Source organism: Calidifontibacillus erzurumensis, from assembly GCF_013303125.1.
In the GTDB taxonomy this organism is placed as follows: Bacteria; Bacillota; Bacilli; order Bacillales; family Bacillaceae_J; genus Calidifontibacillus; species Calidifontibacillus erzurumensis.
Genome location: NZ_JABTTE010000001.1, coordinates 41,780 through 59,585 on the forward strand (window position 1 = coordinate 41,780; position 17,806 = coordinate 59,585).

Annotated in this window: 18 protein-coding genes and 1 other annotated feature; of the genes, 16 read left to right on the forward strand and 2 right to left on the reverse strand. The window is 36.4% G+C overall.

Annotated elements, in window-relative coordinates:
- Window positions 1-130: 130 nt before the first annotated feature.
- Entirely contained in the window at window positions 131-898 is a 768-nt protein-coding gene (locus HR057_RS00205) for a tRNA threonylcarbamoyladenosine dehydratase (protein WP_173729388.1), read from the forward strand.
- Between the two features lie 213 nt (window positions 899-1,111).
- Here HR057_RS00205 and HR057_RS00210 read toward each other — a convergent pair whose 3' ends face one another.
- Window positions 1,112-1,831: an RsfA family transcriptional regulator gene (locus HR057_RS00210; RefSeq protein WP_173729389.1), complete on the reverse strand. Its 720-nt coding sequence runs from the start codon at window positions 1,829-1,831 to the stop codon at window positions 1,112-1,114.
- Window positions 1,832-1,926: 95 nt separating this feature from the next.
- On the reverse strand, window positions 1,927-3,177 hold the full coding sequence (locus HR057_RS00215; protein WP_173729681.1) for a replication-associated recombination protein A: 1,251 nt from the start codon (window positions 3,175-3,177) through the stop codon (window positions 1,927-1,929).
- Between the two features lie 297 nt (window positions 3,178-3,474).
- Here HR057_RS00215 and HR057_RS00220 point away from each other — a divergent pair, with 297 nt between their 5' ends.
- The 15 genes from HR057_RS00220 (at window position 3,475) to mltG (ending at window position 17,672) form a co-directional block, all read left to right on the forward strand.
- Window positions 3,475-4,083: a YczE/YyaS/YitT family protein gene (locus HR057_RS00220; RefSeq protein WP_407926104.1), complete on the forward strand. Its 609-nt coding sequence runs from the start codon at window positions 3,475-3,477 to the stop codon at window positions 4,081-4,083.
- Between the two features lie 103 nt (window positions 4,084-4,186).
- Window positions 4,187-4,603 carry a cysteine metabolism transcriptional regulator CymR gene (cymR, locus tag HR057_RS00225; RefSeq protein WP_173729391.1) on the forward strand — a complete coding sequence of 139 codons (417 nt, stop codon included), beginning with the start codon at window positions 4,187-4,189 and terminating at the stop codon, window positions 4,601-4,603.
- A gap of 14 nt (window positions 4,604-4,617) precedes the next feature.
- Window positions 4,618-5,772: a cysteine desulfurase family protein gene (locus HR057_RS00230; RefSeq protein ID WP_173729392.1), complete on the forward strand. Its 1,155-nt coding sequence runs from the start codon at window positions 4,618-4,620 to the stop codon at window positions 5,770-5,772.
- Between the two features lie 28 nt (window positions 5,773-5,800).
- A complete protein-coding gene (gene mnmA / locus HR057_RS00235; protein WP_173729393.1) occupies window positions 5,801-6,919 on the forward strand; it encodes a tRNA 2-thiouridine(34) synthase MnmA in 1,119 nt (372 codons plus the stop codon).
- A gap of 93 nt (window positions 6,920-7,012) precedes the next feature.
- Entirely contained in the window at window positions 7,013-7,681 is a 669-nt protein-coding gene (locus HR057_RS00240; protein WP_173729394.1) for a tetratricopeptide repeat protein, read from the forward strand.
- 24 nt (window positions 7,682-7,705) lie between these two features.
- On the forward strand, window positions 7,706-10,057 hold the full coding sequence (gene recD2 / locus HR057_RS00245) for an SF1B family DNA helicase RecD2 (RefSeq protein WP_173729395.1): 2,352 nt from the start codon (window positions 7,706-7,708) through the stop codon (window positions 10,055-10,057).
- A 76-nt stretch (window positions 10,058-10,133) separates the two neighbouring features.
- Complete coding sequence (locus HR057_RS00250) at window positions 10,134-10,616, forward strand: PRC-barrel domain-containing protein (protein WP_173729396.1); 483 nt, start codon at window positions 10,134-10,136, stop codon at window positions 10,614-10,616.
- A 51-nt stretch (window positions 10,617-10,667) separates the two neighbouring features.
- Window positions 10,668-10,859 carry a hypothetical protein gene (locus HR057_RS00255; RefSeq protein WP_173729397.1) on the forward strand — a complete coding sequence of 64 codons (192 nt, stop codon included), beginning with the start codon at window positions 10,668-10,670 and terminating at the stop codon, window positions 10,857-10,859.
- A 23-nt stretch (window positions 10,860-10,882) separates the two neighbouring features.
- Window positions 10,883-11,017 carry a YrzQ family protein gene (locus HR057_RS00260; RefSeq protein WP_173729398.1) on the forward strand — a complete coding sequence of 45 codons (135 nt, stop codon included), beginning with the start codon at window positions 10,883-10,885 and terminating at the stop codon, window positions 11,015-11,017.
- Window positions 11,018-11,091: 74 nt separating this feature from the next.
- Entirely contained in the window at window positions 11,092-12,171 is a 1,080-nt protein-coding gene (locus HR057_RS00265; protein ID WP_173729399.1) for an AI-2E family transporter, read from the forward strand.
- Window positions 12,172-12,274: 103 nt separating this feature from the next.
- Window positions 12,275-12,515: a binding site (T-box leader), on the forward strand.
- A gap of 61 nt (window positions 12,516-12,576) precedes the next feature.
- Complete coding sequence (gene alaS, locus HR057_RS00270) at window positions 12,577-15,213, forward strand: alanine--tRNA ligase (RefSeq protein ID WP_173729400.1); 2,637 nt, start codon at window positions 12,577-12,579, stop codon at window positions 15,211-15,213.
- Window positions 15,214-15,358: 145 nt separating this feature from the next.
- Entirely contained in the window at window positions 15,359-15,634 is a 276-nt protein-coding gene (locus tag HR057_RS00275; protein ID WP_173729401.1) for an IreB family regulatory phosphoprotein, read from the forward strand.
- The gene (gene ruvX, locus HR057_RS00280) at window positions 15,631-16,047 is read left to right on the forward strand and encodes a Holliday junction resolvase RuvX (RefSeq protein WP_173729402.1); all 417 of its coding nucleotides are present in this window, start codon (window positions 15,631-15,633) and stop codon (window positions 16,045-16,047) included. Before HR057_RS00275 ends, ruvX begins: the two co-directional genes overlap by 4 nt.
- Window positions 16,048-16,061: 14 nt before the next feature.
- Window positions 16,062-16,358, forward strand: coding sequence for a DUF1292 domain-containing protein (locus HR057_RS00285; protein ID WP_173729403.1), 297 nt, complete (start codon window positions 16,062-16,064; stop codon window positions 16,356-16,358).
- Window positions 16,359-16,529: 171 nt separating this feature from the next.
- On the forward strand, window positions 16,530-17,672 hold the full coding sequence (gene mltG, locus HR057_RS00290; RefSeq protein WP_173729404.1) for an endolytic transglycosylase MltG: 1,143 nt from the start codon (window positions 16,530-16,532) through the stop codon (window positions 17,670-17,672).
- Window positions 17,673-17,806: the final 134 nt, after the last annotated feature.

Sequence of the window (17,806 nt, forward strand, 5' to 3'; positions counted from 1 at the left end):
CATATTGTTGCTTAGGGTTTTCGAATGGCCATCTTATTGTAAAGTAATCATATCGGAAAAGTTTATTCGGTATGTTTTTTTATAGTGTTGGGAAAAACAAATTTACTAATGGTTTTGGAGAGTGAACAAGTTGTTACATCAATTTTCAAGAAATGAGTTAGCAATTGGAAAAGAAGGATTACAATTATTGAAAAATACTACTGTTGCCGTTTTGGGGATTGGCGGCGTCGGCTCTTTTGCAGCTGAAGCTTTAGCACGTACAGGTATTGGAAGATTAGTGTTAATTGATAAAGATGATGTTGACATAACGAACGTTAATCGTCAGTTGATCGCTTTGCTTTCAACAATCGGCCGCCCAAAAGTAGAGCTTATGAAAGAAAGAATTGCGGATATAAATCCGGAGTGTGAAGTGATCGCTCTTAAAATGTTTTATACAGAAGATACGTATGAACAAATATTTAATTACGGCTTAGATTATGTTGTTGATGCTTCAGACACAATTATGTATAAAATTCATATTATGAAAGAATGCTTAAAGCGGAACATACCAATCATTTCAAGTATGGGTGCTGCCAACAAAATGGATCCAACCCGTTTTCGTATTGCTGATATATCTAAAACACATACGGATCCGATTGCGAAAATTATTCGTCAAAAACTTCGTAAAGAAGGCATTTATAGAGGGATTAAAGTAGTTTTTTCTGATGAAAGCCCAATAGTCATCCGGGAAGATGTTCGAAAAGAAATTGTTCCAGATGAAAATACACCGATTAGAAAAGCAAAAATGCCGCCATCATCCAATGCATTCTGTCCATCGACTGCAGGTTTAATAATGGCTTCTTGGGTCGTTAATGACATTTTAAAAGATATTAAAATCAATCGAGTAGCTCCACAATAATCGTCATGCTTTTTATAATGAGACGGATCTGTGATTAGATATATAGTTGAACGAAGGTCGGAAAATGTTGTGTATCCTCTCAACTTTTCACGATTGAAATACAATCGCTAATAAATGTATTCCCATAAACAAATTCAAAATTAAGACACTTAAAAATAAAAAGGCAGATGGTGGAAATAGATCGGTTTCCAACATCTGCTTTTTTATTGGCAACTATTTGGCAATTTGGTCCAAGTTTTCATCATTATTGCTAATGTACGGTTGTCCTGTCTGTGTTCGTCCGTCGGAAAAGCTCATCATTCTTCTAGCACGATCCATAATTTGAACGAGTGCTTGATAATCTTCTTGAATGATTGTGCTTTCCTGTTTCATACGTTTTAATTTCTTTTCTAGTTTGTCTTTTTCTTCTAATAATTGTTTATTTTCTCTCGTCAATCTTTCATTTTCTGCTTTTAGAATGTGAGAGTTTAGACCAAAGTTTTTAAGAGAGTAAAGATAAGTAATGACCGAATCTAAATTCATTACGATTTCTTTTTCTTCCTTCGTTTCTACTTGTCTACCTTCTGTTTTTTCATTGCTGCCATCGGATAAATTGAAAGAATCGAGAGCATCAGGTGCACTATCATTTATTGATGTAGGCACCTGAATGGTAGAATTGATTGCAATCGCTTGTCCACCTAATTGTTTTGCTTGTTGGGCGAGTGCTCTCTTCCGTTCTTTCCGTTGCTTTTTCGCAAGTTCCATCGCTTTATTATATTTTTTTCTCACTTCAGCATTCCAGCGAAAACCACAAGCAGCAGCTGTTCTATTTAATTTATCACCGACTTCTTCAAATGCCTTTAATTGTGTGCTACCTTCGCGGATATGCCGTAATACCGTTTCAGCGAGCAATAAATCTTCTTCATGTGACCAAGCATCCTGTCTAACTTTCATATGTTCAACTCCCTAATATTAATTTATTAGTAGTTTTTCCCATTTTTATCTAAATTTATACTTCAGGATGCTTGCTAGTTTCCCAGAATTTTGTGTCACTGCTTTTTTAAATATTCAAGTCGTTCAAATACTTTAGAAAAATGTTTTTCATGTCCATTTTCTTTAGGTACATAATATTGCTTGTCTTTTAGTTCCTCTGGTAAGTATTGTTGCTTCACCCAAGAATTAGGGTAATCATGGGGATATTTGTACGAAATCCCATGGCCTAATACAGCGGCTCCTTTATAATGGGCATCTCTTAAATGCATCGGTATTTCATAGACTTCCCCTTTTTTTACATCTTCTATTGCTAAATCGATCGCTTTATAGGCGCTGTTAGATTTTGGTGATAAGCATTGTTCGATGACAATATTTGCTAACGGAATTCTAGCTTCCGGAAGGCCAAGCCTCTCTACTGCCTCAATGGCAGAAACGGTATGTACACCTACTTCCGGTGCAGCTAGACCGATGTCTTCGTAGGCGATGACGAGTAAGCGTCGGCAAATGGACGTTAAATCACCACCTTCCAAGAGACGTGCTAAGTAATGAAGGGAAGCGGAGACATCACTGCCTCGAATAGATTTCTGTAAACAGGATAGAAGGGAATAATATAGATCCCCTTTCTTGTCATGGGAAAAACCTTTATTTTCAACACATTCCTTTACGAACTCAATTTGAACAGTAATAGATTCTGATCCATTTATTTTGGAAGCTTGGACGACTTCTTCTAAAACATTTAAAGCTGATCTTGCATCTCCATTGGTAGATCTAGCAATCAATTGTATGGCTTCCGCAGAGATATCAATTGCCATTTTTCCTAAGCCGCGTTCTTTGTCAGAAAGAGCACGCCATAATAATTCTTCCAAATCTTGTGGAGATAAAGGTTTTAGTTCTTTTATTTGTCCACACCTACTTCTAATAGCGGGGTTAACATCGTGAAAAGGATTTTCTGTCGTTGCTCCAATTAAAGTAATTAACCCTCTCTCTACATGTGGTAGAAGATAATCTTGTTGTAATTTATTAAATCTGTGGATTTCATCGATGAATAATATTAAATTTCCTTCTGCTTTTGCATTTTCAACTGCATCTTCCAAATCTTTTTTGCCGGCAGTCGTAGCATTGACAGCTTCAAAAGGACGATCAACCGTGCCGGCAATTGCGCGGGCAATGGATGTTTTACCAACACCAGGTGGTCCGTAAAGCAATATAGAAGGTACGTAACCATTTTGGATCATTTTGTACAATGAAGTTTGTTTGCCGATTATATGCTGTTGACCAACAATTTCATCAATATTTCTGGGCCTCATTCTATAGGAAAGAGGTTCCTCTATAAAAAAATCAAATAACACCGGAATCACCTCACCTTAACTTTATCATAAGCTCTCATCCAAGGTCTTTAAAAACGATTAAGAAGGAAATAAGGTTTTCAATTATTATCGTAACCAACTATCAAACGACCAAACGAAAAGAATTGTTCAGATCAAATTGTTATATTTCAAAATTACTTTGAATCATGCTAATATATATTAATCTAGATTACTATACTTAATGAAAGAAGGATTTTCTTGAAAAAGTGGTTAGTTTTTTTTATTGGACTATTAATAATGACTTTTGGCATCGTTTTACTTATTCGGGCTGACCTTGGCAGCGCCCCTTGGGACGTTCTACATATTGGTTTACATAAACAACTCGGTTTAACAGTTGGTAGTTGGACAATTATTGTCGGCATTTTCGTTCTTTTTTCTTCAGCCGTTTTGGGGAAACAACTGCCGAAATTAGGGGCATTTTTAAATATGCTTTTTTGCGGAATTTTTATTGATATGTATCTTTTAATTCCTTGGTTAAAGACACCGGAAACATTTACCGGACAGTTGGTTATGCTTATCACTGGAGTTATTATTATGGCTTATGGGATGGCCATTTATATTTCTGCAAATTGCGGAGCAGGTCCAAGGGACAGCCTCATGTTAGTCTTAATGCAAAAGACAAAAATGAAAGTTGAGTGGATTCGCTTTTCAATGGAAATAGTCGTTTTATTTATTGGCTGGCTATTAGGAGGGCCGGTCGGAATCGGAACGATTATTTTTTGTTTAACAATCGGTCATGCAACCGGCATAGCATTACCCCAATGTCAGAAAGTTGTCAAAGCATGGCTTGAAAACAATTCGATGAAAGTTGCAAAACAAGGAAAAAGCTTTAACTTTATTGAATAATAAAAATACGAAATCATGCAAGGAAAGAATTATTCATGGTATAATAGCGATGACTGCTGAATTGTGTCGGAAAAAGTTGTATAAAAATATTGAGGTGAAAAACGTGAAAATTTCTACAAAAGGTCGTTATGGCTTAACAATAATGATTGCTCTTGCAAAAAAACAAGGAGAAGGACCAATCCCATTAAAAACGATAGCAAAAGATCATGATCTTTCTGAACATTATTTGGAACAATTGATTGCCCCGCTTCGAAATGCTGGCTTGGTCAAGAGCGTCCGTGGTGCATATGGAGGCTATGTTTTAGCAAAAGATGCAGAAGAAATTACCGCAGGCGATATTATTCGAGTATTGGAAGGACCAATTACACCAGTTGAAGTTCTTGAAGATGAAGAACCTGCTAAGCGGGAATTGTGGATTAAAATTCGGGATGCAGTCAAAAATGTATTGGACACAACAACCCTTCAATACCTTGCTGACTTTGAAGGGGACCACCAAGATGCATATATGTTTTATATCTAAAAGTGGGTGAAAGTATGCAGGAGCGAGTTTATTTGGATCACGCTGCAACAACTCCCGCTCATCCCGATGTTGTTTCAGCTATGATTCCTTATATGACGAAGATTTTTGGAAATCCTTCTAGCGTTCATTCTTTTGGTAGAGAAGCGCGTTTTGCCCTTGATGATGCAAGGGCATTCATTGCTCAATCGATTAATGCAAAAGAAAATGAAATCATTTTTACAAGCGGCGGTACGGAAGCTGATAATACCGCTCTTTTTGGCGTTGCCATGGCCAATAAAGATAAAGGAAATCATATTATTACAACGGCAATTGAACACCACGCTATTCTTTATGCATGTAAGCAATTAGAAAAAGAAGGTTTTGAAATTACATATTTGCCAGTTAATGAACATGGAGAAATTAGCATAGAAGATTTGAAATCAGCTTTAAAAGACACAACGATTTTAGTGTCAACTATGTATGGAAATAATGAAGTTGGAACGATTCAGCCCATTCGTGAAATAGGAGCACTTTTATCAGGTACGAATGTCCTCTTTCATTCAGATGCAGTCCAGGCATTCGGAATTGAAAAAATTGATGTGAATGACTTAAAGCTGGATTTAATGTCGGTTTCTGCCCATAAAATTAACGGGCCTAAAGGGGTCGGTTTTTTATATGTCAGAAACGGTGTAAAATTCCTTCCACGTCAATTTGGTGGGGAACAAGAACGAAAACGCCGAGCAGGTACTGAGAATGTGGCAGGTATTGTTGGTTTGAAAGAAGCAATTCGTCTATCCGAACTCGATATGTTGGAAAAGGTTGAAAGGTTCAAGCAATTTAAACAGAGGATGATTAATATTTTTCAAAAAGAAAAGATCAATTTTTCCGTAAATGGAGAAGGTGCTCGAGCACAGTTGCCACATATATTCAATGTATCTTTTCCAGGCACGAATGTTGAATCGATGCTTACTAATCTTGATTTGACAGGTATTGCTGCATCGAGCGGGTCTGCCTGCACAGCGGGTTCGGTTGAGCCATCTCATGTACTTGTTGCAATGTATGGTAAGGGTTCGGATAGAACGACGAATTCTATCCGTTTTAGTTTTGGATATGGAAATACATTAGAGGAAATTGAGGGAGCTGCTCACAAAATAACGAACATTGTTAAACGATTAACAAATGAAAAATGATCATATGAGAAGATAGGAGGTGGAAAGGATGTTAAATAAAAAGTCTAAGGAAGAGACGCGTGTTGTTGTCGGCATGTCCGGCGGTGTCGATTCCTCTGTTGCTGCATATCTTTTGAAACAACAGGGCTATGATGTAATTGGCATTTTTATGAAAAACTGGGATGATACAGATGAAAATGGCGTATGTACGGCTACAGAAGATTATAACGATGTCATCCGTGTTTGCAATCAAATTGGTATTCCTTATTATGCAGTTAACTTTGAAAAACAATATTGGGACAAGGTATTTACGTATTTTTTAGATGAGTATAAAGCAGGACGAACACCAAATCCAGATGTTATGTGTAATAAAGAAATCAAGTTTAAAGCTTTTTTGGAACATGCACTATCTCTTGGCGCTGATTTTTTAGCAACCGGCCATTATGCGCAAGTTGTATACCGTGATGGTGAATATAAGATGCTGCGCGGTGTGGATGAAAATAAAGACCAAACCTATTTTCTTAACCAATTAGGGCAGCACCAGCTTTCAAAAGTAATGTTCCCGTTGGGGCATTTAACAAAAGCTGAGGTTCGTAAAATTGCTCAAGAAGCTGGATTGGCAACGGCTCTTAAAAAAGATAGCACCGGCATCTGTTTTATAGGTGAACGTAATTTTAAAGAGTTTTTAAGCAATTATTTGCCTGCGCAGCCAGGAAAAATGATGACGCTCGATGGAGAAATAAAAGGAACGCATGATGGGCTTATGTATTACACGATTGGACAGCGCCACGGATTAGGAATTGGAGGATCCGGCGAACCATGGTTTGTAATCGGAAAAAATTTGAAGGAAAATATATTGTATGTAGGACAAGGATTTCATAATGAAGCTCTTTACTCTGATTCGCTCATAGCTGTACAAGTGAATTGGATTAGCAGCCGCAAGCCAACAGTACCATTTAGTTGTACGGCGAAGTTTCGTTATCGTCAACCGGATATTCCGGTAACGGTCATACCGCTGGAAGACGAAAAAGTAAAGGTAATATTTAAAGAACCTGTTCGAGCTATTACACCTGGACAAGCCGCTGTCTTTTATAACGGCGATGAATGCTTAGGTGGAGCGACCATTGATGAGGTTTATAAAAATAATGAGCGTTTAAGTTATGTGTAAATGAAACGTAGTTTATTAACGGATCTAAATAGATGTTCGATAATAATTTCCTATCAAATTATTAAATTACATTATTAAAAAGGAGTTAGAAAGATGGCAGTAGACAAAAACAGCCAAGGAATTGAATATATGCAGCAAGGGAAATATGAAGAAGCTGCAAAAATTTTTAACGAAATGATTGAAGAAAATCCAAATGATCCAATCCCATATATAAATTTTGGCAATTTGTTAGCTGCTGTTGGAGAAGAGGCTAGGGCAATCGCATTTTTCAATAAAGCATTAGAAATTGATGGAAAACTTGGAACAGCATATTACGGTGCTGGAAATATTTATTACAAAAAAGGAGATTTTTTGAAAGCAAAAGACAATTTCGAACAAGCGATCAAACATGGGCTGCAGGAAGCAGACGCTTATTTTATGCTTGGGATGAGTCTTTCCCAACTGGGACAAGCGAAGCTTTCACTTCCTTATTTTCAAAGGGCTATTGAATTGAATAATCTTGATGAAGATGCTCATTTTCAATATGGCTTAAGTTTAGCACTGTTAGAAATGGTTGATGAAGCGATTCCGTATTTTGAGAAAACAATTGAGTTAAATGAAGAACATACGGATGCTTATTATAATTTAGGCGTTGCCTATGCATTCAAAGATCAACCGGAAAAAGCGCTCGAAATGTTTAATAAAGCTCTACAAATTCAACCAGATCATTTTCTTGCTGGAAACGGAAAGAAAAAAATGGAAGAATTATTACAACAACATTAAAGTTAGCTTTAAAGGGGAATAAAAATGGAAAGGCAGCAATCCAACTTAATGAATGAGGAAGAAAAAAAGTATGTAAAAGGGAAAATTATTGTAATGATTTTCCATAATGAGCAAACTTTATTTTCTGTTGCGAAAGTTCGAATCTTAGATACAAATGAGCAATATGAAGATAAAGAAATTGTGGTTGCTGGTTATTTTCCATATATACATGAAGATGAAATATATATATTTTATGGAAATTTAATAAAACATCCAAAACATGGATTGCAGTTTCAAGTCCAACATTTTCAAAAAGAGCTGCCACAAACTACAGATGGGATTATTCAATATTTATCGAGTGGTTTGTTTGTTGGCATTGGCAAGAAGACCGCTGAAAAAATCGTTAATTCACTAGGAGAACGAGCCATTTCGAAAATATTGGAAAACCCTTCTGTATTAACAACAATCCCCAAGCTGTCTGAAGAAAAAGCTAACCTTCTTTATGAAACATTAAAGTATCATCAAGGGTTGGAGCAAATCATGATTGCCCTTGCGAATTACGGATTCGGTCCGCAGCTTTCTATGAAAATTTATCAAACATACAAAGAGGAAACGTTAAAAATCATTGAAAGGAATCCTTACCAATTAATCGAAGATATAGAAGGAATAGGTTTTGCAAGAGCAGACGAATTGGGAAGGTCACTCGGTATTTCTGGCAATCACCCTGACCGGATTAGAGCCGGCTCTATTTATGTTTTAAATCAGCAATCCATGCAAGAAGGACATGTTTATTTATTGCTAAAACCTTACATTGAACAAGTTTATAAATTAATTAATGAAAAAACGGATCAAGAAGAGGTAACAGAAAACGACATTTCTCGGGAAATAATTTGTCTTAGTGAAGAGGGAAAAATTATTATTGAAGAAAATCGAGTGTACTTGCCATCCCTCTATTTCTCAGAAAAAGGTATTGTCTCAAGTTTGAAAAGAATATCAGATCAACAACAGTTTACAGATCAGTTTCCTGAATCGGAATTCTTAAAGGCGTTAGGAAGCCTTGAAGAAAGGTTAAACGTTCAATATGCTCCCTCTCAGAAATTAGCAATCCAAACTGCGCTTTCTTCTCCAATTATGATTTTAACAGGTGGTCCAGGTACAGGAAAAACGACGGTTATTAAAGGAATTGTTGAAATTTATGCAGAATTGCATGGTTGTTCCTTAAATCCGAAAGATTATGATAAAGATGAGAGTTTTCCGATCATTCTTGCCGCACCAACAGGGAGGGCTGCAAAAAGAATGACAGAATCTACAGGCTTGCCGGCAGTTACTATTCATCGTCTACTTGGATGGAATGGATCCGATGGATTTCAACATAATGAAGATCATCCAATAGAAGGTAAGCTTGTCATTATTGATGAATTTTCGATGGTTGATGTTTGGCTTGCCAACCAATTATTTAAGGCGCTTCCAAGGCAAATTCAAGTTGTTATTGTAGGCGATGAGGATCAATTGCCTTCGGTAGGACCTGGACAAGTTCTAAAAGATTTATTAAAAACGGAAAAAATCAAAACTGTCCGTCTAACCGATATTTATCGTCAATCAGAAGGCTCATCGATTATAGATCTTGCGCATCACATTAAAAACGGAAACATTCCAGATGATATTACAAAACCGAAAGCGGATTACGCATTTTTTAAATGTAAACAAGATCAAGTGTTGGATGTTGTTAAACAAATAAGTGCCAGCGCGCTTAAAAAAGGTTATACAGTTCGAGATGTGCAAGTACTTGCACCGATGTACCGTGGTACTGCGGGAATCGACGCATTAAATAAAATGTTGCAAGATCTATTTAATCCGAAGACTGAACAAAGGCGCGAACTAATATTTGGCGAAGTCATTTACCGTGTCGGCGATAAAGTTTTACAGCTTGTTAATAAGCCAGAAGATAATGTATTTAATGGAGATATTGGAGAAATTGTCAGCATCATTTATGCAAAAGAAAATATAGAAAAACAGGACCAAGTCGTTATTCAGTATGAAGGTGCGGAAGTCGTATATACAAGGCAAGATTTACATAATATTACCCATGCATATTGTTGTTCTATTCATAAATCACAAGGAAGCGAATTTCCAATTGTTATTATTCCCATTGTTAAAGGGTATTATCGAATGTTACGGAGAAATTTAATTTATACAGCGGTGACACGAAGCAAAGATTATTTAATACTTTGCGGTGAAGAAGATGCGCTGAAAAACGGTGTAATGCGGCAAGATGAAGGACGTCAAACAACATTAGCAATAAAGTTGATTGAACGATTTGAAGATGAAGTCGCCTCTCACTTAAAGGTAAATGAAGGCGAAGATATGGAAACAATCTCACCGTATGATTTTATGTAAGAACCGACAATCTATAGATGAATTGACCTTTACGATGGTCAATTCTGTTAGTTGAATGTTCGAGGGTGGGATCTCTTTGAGAACGTTCTCATCAGTGAAAGATTTGCCGGTATATAGTGAAGTTTCTGGAAAAGAACTTGGAAGGGTATACGATCTTTGTTTAGATAAAAACGGTACTGTCAACGGTTTGATTATCGATCCAAAAGGGTTATTAAAAAAAAATAAATTTATTCCATTATCGGAAGTTTCCTCATTTGGATTGGACGGCGTAATGGTAAAAGATGAACAAAAAGCGGAACGGATCACTGACAAACTGGTCGGATTATACTTTCTCGAAAATGGGAAAGATCATATTATCGGCAAACCTTTAGTTACAACTGAAGGAGATAAGCTCGGTTTGGTAGAAGATGTATATTTTCTGGAAGAAATGGGCACAATCATAGGGTATGAGGTAACGGACGGATTTTTTGCCGACATGACCGAAGGAAGAAAAGTGTATAAAACAAAAAAACCTTTAACAATTGGTGAAAATATCCTGATCGTCGATTTAACTAACTAATTAAAAAACGATTGAAAATTTTTTTCTAGTAAAAGAGGAGTGACAGTACCGATGATGAAGTGCCCAAATTGTTCCAGTAAAGATATCGGCAAAATTGGTGTAAATCAATATTATTGTTGGAATTGCTTTATCGAGCTGTCAGTTGGCAAAGATCGTTTGTATACCCACCAAGTTGAAGAAGATGGTACGTTAAGTTCTTTAGACGATTTATTTACCGAAGAAGAATTGCGTTTAGAAATGTAGATTATCTTCAAGGAGTGAACGGCATGAATAAAACGATGACGTCTTTACTCGCTTTAGGCATCGGAGCAGCCGCCTACAGAATTGGCAAAAACAATAATTTACTAAGTGCCCGTACAGTTAGAAAAATGAGGAGACGAATTGAGCGGGCAATCTTTTAACGTTGGAAATTAAATGAAGATTTTGTCATAGGACTGGGTTAAACTCAGTCCTTTTTTATAAAAGGAGTGGCAGCATGGGACATTCCGTCAGTATGAAATGGTTCATTCGTTCATTAACAATACTTGTAATTTTTTTATGTATTTATGTCTTTTTGAAATTGACTCCGATATGGAAACCGGTGTTCAACATTCTTGTTTCTATTTTTATACCTCTCTTTATTTCAAGTTTCATTACTTATTTGTTATTGCCAATTGTGGAAGGTCTTTACCGTAGAGGTATCCCGAGAACAGCAGCGATCCTCGGAATTTACATTATTTTTTTTGGAGGAATCGGATTTGGTCTTTATAAACTATATCCACAAATTATTAAACAATTAAAAGACTTAAATGAAAATCTTCCAGCTTTAATGAATACATATCGGTATTGGATCGAAACAATTGATGCAAGAACGGAACATTTTCCCGAAGAAATTCATGCACGGATTGAAAAAGGTTTAAGTACTGTAGAGCAAAGTGCAAATGAATTCATTACAAACGTACTTAAATTTTTATGGGGTTTGCTTAATTCACTTATTTTATTTGCATTAGTTCCATTAATTGTGTTTTACATGTTAAAAGATATAGACGTCTTTAAAAAAACAATTTGGTATATTACACCAAGAAAATGGCGCAGACCTGGAATTGAGCTTCTAAAAGAAATTGATGAATCATTAGGCAATTATATAAGAGGGCAACTGTTTGTTTCAATCATAATCGGTATTGTTGCAACGTTTTCCCTTTGGCTAGTAGGTATGAGTTATCCTCTCATTTTAGGAACGATTATTGGGATAACGAACATTATCCCTTATTTTGGTCCAATTATTGGAGCCATCCCATCCATTATCGTTGCTTCGACCATTTCAATAAAAATGGTAATCATTGTTGCCATAATTGTTTTCTGTTTGCAATTTATTGAAGGAAATATATTGTCGCCATTGATCGTAGGAAAAAGCTTGCACATGCATCCGATTGTTATTATAGTTGTACTTTTAGCGGGGGAAGAAGTTGGTGGAATGATCGGTTTAATCTTGGCTGTGCCAATAATAGCCGTTTTACGAGTTGTGCTTACCTATTTAAAGAGGTATATGGAAAAAGAAACAATTGAAAAAAATTAACCTTGAACTTCCGATATTCAACAAATATCGATTAACATTTGACAATAGTAGTAGAATATGTCTAAAATGATTGAGTGAATATGAAAATTACAAATAAAAATATATTTGAATGATGACGGAACGAGTAGGTTACAGCCCATTTTTAAAGCAGTTTGTCAAAAGCTGCCTCCAGAGAAGAGTTTCCTTAGGCTGAAAGAAACTCTAAATGAAGAGTAACCGAACGCTATTCCTGAGTGCTTAAGCTAATAACTTAAGCCGCTAGCCACGTTAAGGCTTTAAGGTGATGGAAGTTAATTTCCATAAACAGGGTGGTACCGCGAGAAACTTAAACTCTCGTCCCTGCAGGTAAACTGTAGGGATGAGAGTTTTTTTAATATAAAGCGATAAAAAATAGGAGGTTTAATAATGAAAAAGCTATCTTCCGCTCAAATACGGCAAATGTATTTGGATTTTTTCAAAGAAAAAGGGCATGCGGTTGAACCGAGCCGTTCTCTAATTCCACATGATGATCCTTCATTATTGTGGATTAACAGTGGGGTTGCAACGTTAAAAAAATATTTTGACGGTCGCGTTGTTCCAGATAACCCGCGTATTTGCAATGCTCAAAAGTCAATTCGTACCAATGATATTGAAAATGTCGGTAAAACAGCAAGACACCATACTTTTTTTGAGATGCTCGGAAACTTTTCTATTGGTGACTATTTCAAAAAAGAAGCAATTGAATGGGCATGGGAATTTTTAACCGATGAAAAATGGCTAGGACTTGATCCAAATAGATTATCAGTTACTGTTCATCCGGAAGATGAAGAAGCTTATGAATACTGGCTTAATGTAATCGGCATTCCTGCTGAAAGAATCATCCGTTTGGAAGGAAACTTCTGGGATATTGGCGAAGGTCCAAGCGGTCCGAATACGGAAATCTTTTTTGATCGCGGTGAAGAATACGGCAATGATCCGAACGATCCTGAATTATATCCAGGAGGAGAAAATGAGCGCTATTTAGAAATCTGGAACCTTGTATTTTCTGAATTTAATCATAATCCAGATCATACGTATACACCGCTGCCTAAGAAAAATATTGATACAGGTATGGGATTAGAGCGTGTTGCATCAGTCATGCAAGATGTTCCGACCAACTTTGATACAGATCTTTTTATGCCAATTATTAAAGCGACGGAAGAAATTTCAGGTGAAAAATATCGCGAAGATCCTGAAAAAGACGTTGCGTTTAAAGTTATTGCCGACCATATCCGTACTGTAACTTTTGCGATTGGCGATGGTGCGCTTCCTTCAAATGAAGGGCGAGGGTATGTATTGCGCCGCCTTTTACGCAGAGCGGTTCGCTATGCAAAACAAATTAACATTAATCGCCCGTTCATGTACGAACTAGTTCCGGTCGTTGGTGAAATCATGGTTGACTACTATCCGGAAGTAAAAGAGAAAACAGAATTCATCCAAAAAGTAATTAAAAATGAAGAAGAACGATTCCACGAGACATTGCATGAAGGTCTGTCTATTCTCTCAGAAGTTATTAAAACCGCTAAGGAAAGCGGAAGCACAGTCATTCCTGGCAAAGATGTTTTCCGTCTATATGACACATACGGTTTTCCTTTTGAGCTTACAGAAGAATATGCTGAAGAAGAAGGAATGACGATCGATAAAGACGGATTTGAAGAAGAAATGGAAAAACAGCGCGAACGAGCTCGCAAAGCACGCCATGAAGAAGGTTCCATGCAAGTTCAAGGCGGTGTTCTACGCGATATTACAATTGAAAGTAAATTTATTGGCTACGACCATACAAATGCAGAGGCGCGGATTGAAGTCGTTTTACAAAATAATGACTATGCCGACCTTGTTGGAACCGGTGAAGAAGCACAAATTATTTTAGATGTTACACCTTTTTATGCTGAATCAGGGGGACAAATTGCCGACCAAGGTTATTTGGTAAACGATAATCTAACTCTTCGTGTAAAAGACGTACAAAAAGCACCGAACGGACAGCATCTTCATACAGTAGTTGTTGAAAAAGGTATTTTATCAAAAGGAGAAAAAGTCATCGCTAAGATCGATGAAGAAAAGCGAAATTCTATTATTAAAAACCATACGGCTACACATTTGCTGCACCAAGCATTAAAAGATGTACTTGGAGTTCATGTTAACCAAGCTGGTTCATTAGTTGCTCCAGACCGTTTACGTTTTGACTTCTCACACTTTGGACAAGTGAAAGAAGAAGAACTTGAACAAATTGAAGCGATTGTGAATGAAAAAATTTGGAACAGTCTAGAAGTTGATATTTCATATAAAGGTTTACAAGAAGCAAAAGCAATGGGAGCAATGGCGCTCTTCGGAGAAAAATATGGCGAGATTGTCCGTGTTGTTAAAGTTGGCGATTATAGCCTTGAGCTTTGCGGTGGATGCCACGTAACAAATACAGCGCAAATCGGTTTATTTAAAATTGTTTCTGAATCAGGAATCGGAGCTGGAACACGCCGTATTGAAGCAGTCACAGGCAAAGCAGCTTATATGTTGATGAATGATCAAATTCATTTGCTAAAAGTTGCTGCTGTGAAATTAAAAACAAATATGAAAGAAGTGCCAATGAGAATTGAAGCTTTACAAAGCGAAATGCGTCAATTGCAGCGTGAAAATGAATCGCTTCTTGCAAAATTGAGCAATATCGAATCAGCAAATCTTGTGAATGAAGTAAAAGAAATTAATGGAGTTAAACTCTTGGCGAAAAAAGTTAATGCAAAAGATATGAACAGCTTGCGCACAATGGTTGATGATTTAAAACAAAAATTAGGCTCTGCGGTCATCATTTTAGGTGCAGTAAATGGCGATAAAGTGAATTTAATTGCCGGTGTAACAAAAGATCTTATCGAAAAAGGTTATCATGCTGGCAATTTAATTAAAGAAGTTGCTTCCCGTTGCGGTGGAGGGGGTGGCGGCCGTCCTGATATGGCGCAAGCGGGAGGAAAAAATCCTGATCAATTACAAGCTGCCCTGCAATATGCAGAAGAATGGATGAAAACTATTTCGTAAATGAATTTTCATTTGGAAAGTCGTGTCTTTTGAACTAAATTAGTGTACAATGGAATAAAATTGGACAAGAATTTAGGGTGGGAGAGTGTCGGTCGGCTTGAACGTTCGAAGCCCCACCCCTATCTTCTATAACGGAGGTGTCCATATGAGTTCAATGGATAAAACGATGCGGTTTAACTTTCAAGAAGATCCGGTCGATGCAAATGTGAAAGATGTCCTTATCACAGTTTATGAAGCATTGAAAGAAAAAGGATATAATCCGATCAATCAAATTGTCGGTTATTTGTTATCGGGTGATCCAGCTTACATTCCACGTCATAAAGATGCAAGGAATATAATTCGGAAAATTGAACGGGATGAATTAATAGAGGAATTAGTGAAATCCTATTTAAAGACCCATCGGGAAGGCATGAACGAATGAGAGTAATCGGATTAGATGTAGGTACAAAGACAATAGGGGTTGCTGTCAGTGATGAACTTGGTTGGACAGCTCAAGGATTAGAAACAATCAAAATTGATGCAGAGCGGAATAATTTTGGTCTTGACAGAATAAAGACAATTATAGATGAGTATCATCCCGAAAAAATTGTTGTCGGTTTACCAAAAAATATGAATGGTTCTGTTGGACCACGGGGTGAAGCTTGTCTTCAATTTGCAGAACTCCTCAAAAATACATTTCAAATTGAAGTCATTCTATGGGATGAAAGGCTTTCCACGATGGAGGCTGAACGAATTCTTTTAAGCGGAGATGTCAGCCGTAAAAAGCGAAAAAAAGTGATCGATAAAATGGCAGCAGTTATGATTTTACAAGGATATCTTGATAGTAAACAATAAGGAGTAGAATAAAAATGGCAAAAGAAGAAAAAGAACGAATTATTATCCCTGATGAAAATGGTGAAGAACATCTTTTTGATGTACTATTCACTTTCGATGTAGAGGAAACAGGACGGTCTTATATCGTTTTAGAGCCTGTTGGAGCAAGTGAAGACGAGGAAGAAGTTGAAGTTTTTGCTTTCCGTTATGAGGATCACGGTAGTGACGAAGATGACCTGTCTTTATTTCCGATAGAAACTGATGAAGAATGGGACATGGTCGAAGAAATGTTAAACACTTTTACGGAAGAAATGGAAGAGGAAGAAGAATAAAATATATGTCTGTTTATGTGGCGAACCAATAGTTGGTTCGCCTATTATATTTTTATGATAATCTTTAAAGTACGTATATATGTCGAATCTTTTGTATAAATTTTTCAATAAATTTCTCGAATTTTGTAGGAAATATAGTATAATATTACGGATAGGAAGGAGGAAACATTTTTGGAGAAATCGAATAAAAAAGATTACGATCCGAAATTTGTTGAACGTGCTGAAGAAGCGCGCCTTGTCAGAAAAATTGTTGCTATCGCTATATCAGTTATTGCTTTTATTGTTGTCACAAGTGCAATAGCTGGGTATTTTTATATAAATTCTGCTTTGAAGCCAGTGAATGAGGAAGATCATTCGAAAATTAATGTTACGATTCCAATCGGTTCTTCTATTCGAGGAATTGCTCAAATTCTCGAAGAAAATGGAATTATTAAAGATGCTACTGTTTTTCGCTATTATGTCAAATTTAAAAATGAATCTGGCTTTCAAGCAGGAGATTATGAATTAAGTCCATCTATGGAATTTCGGGAAATCATTGCTCATTTAAAAACAGGGAAAGTTTTAAAAGAGCCAGAATTTACAATTATCATTCCGGAAGGAAAGCATTTGGAAGAAATAGCAACGATCATATCGAAAAAAACAAATTATACAGAAAAAGAAATTATTGCCAAACTTGATAATAAAAAATATGTTGAAAGCTTAATCGAAAAATATCCATCCATTTTATCGGACGATGTTTTTAACAAAAATATTCGCCATCCGTTAGAAGGATATTTGTTCCCGGCAACTTACGAGTTTTATGAAGAAAACCCGAAACTTGAAGAAATTATTGAGAGTATGATTGCTAAGACAGAAAGTGTCGTCTCAGAGTATCTCGATCAAGTAAAAGAAAAGAACCTTTCCGTTCATGAATTTTTGACAATTGCTTCTTTAATTGAAGAAGAAGCAACAGAAAAAACAGACCGTGAAAATATTGCATCTGTATTTTACAATCGCTTGAAAAAAAATATGCCTCTCCAAACAGATCCTACTGTCTTATATTCATTAGGAAAGCATCAAGTAGGTATCTCCTATGAGGATTTAGAAGTTGATTCTCCATATAACACTTATAAGCATGTTGGCCTTCCACCAGGACCAATTGCAAGTCCAGGTGAAGTTTCAATGGCAGCAGCTTTAAACCCTGCTGAAGGAAACTATTTGTATTTTTATTCAAGGCCAAATGGGGAAACAATTTTTACGGCAACATTAAATGAACACAATAAGATTAAAAATATGTACAAGCATGAATGGGATGAATATAGAAAAAGTTTCTAATGAAAAAATTTTTTAAAAGGAAAGGGAATGTTTTTTGGGGGCGGAAGCTTTCAATTAGCATTCCCTTTGCCGCTGTGATACAATATCTTGAGTGTTTTCCATTTATTCAGTACAGCCATATCGATAATAGACTG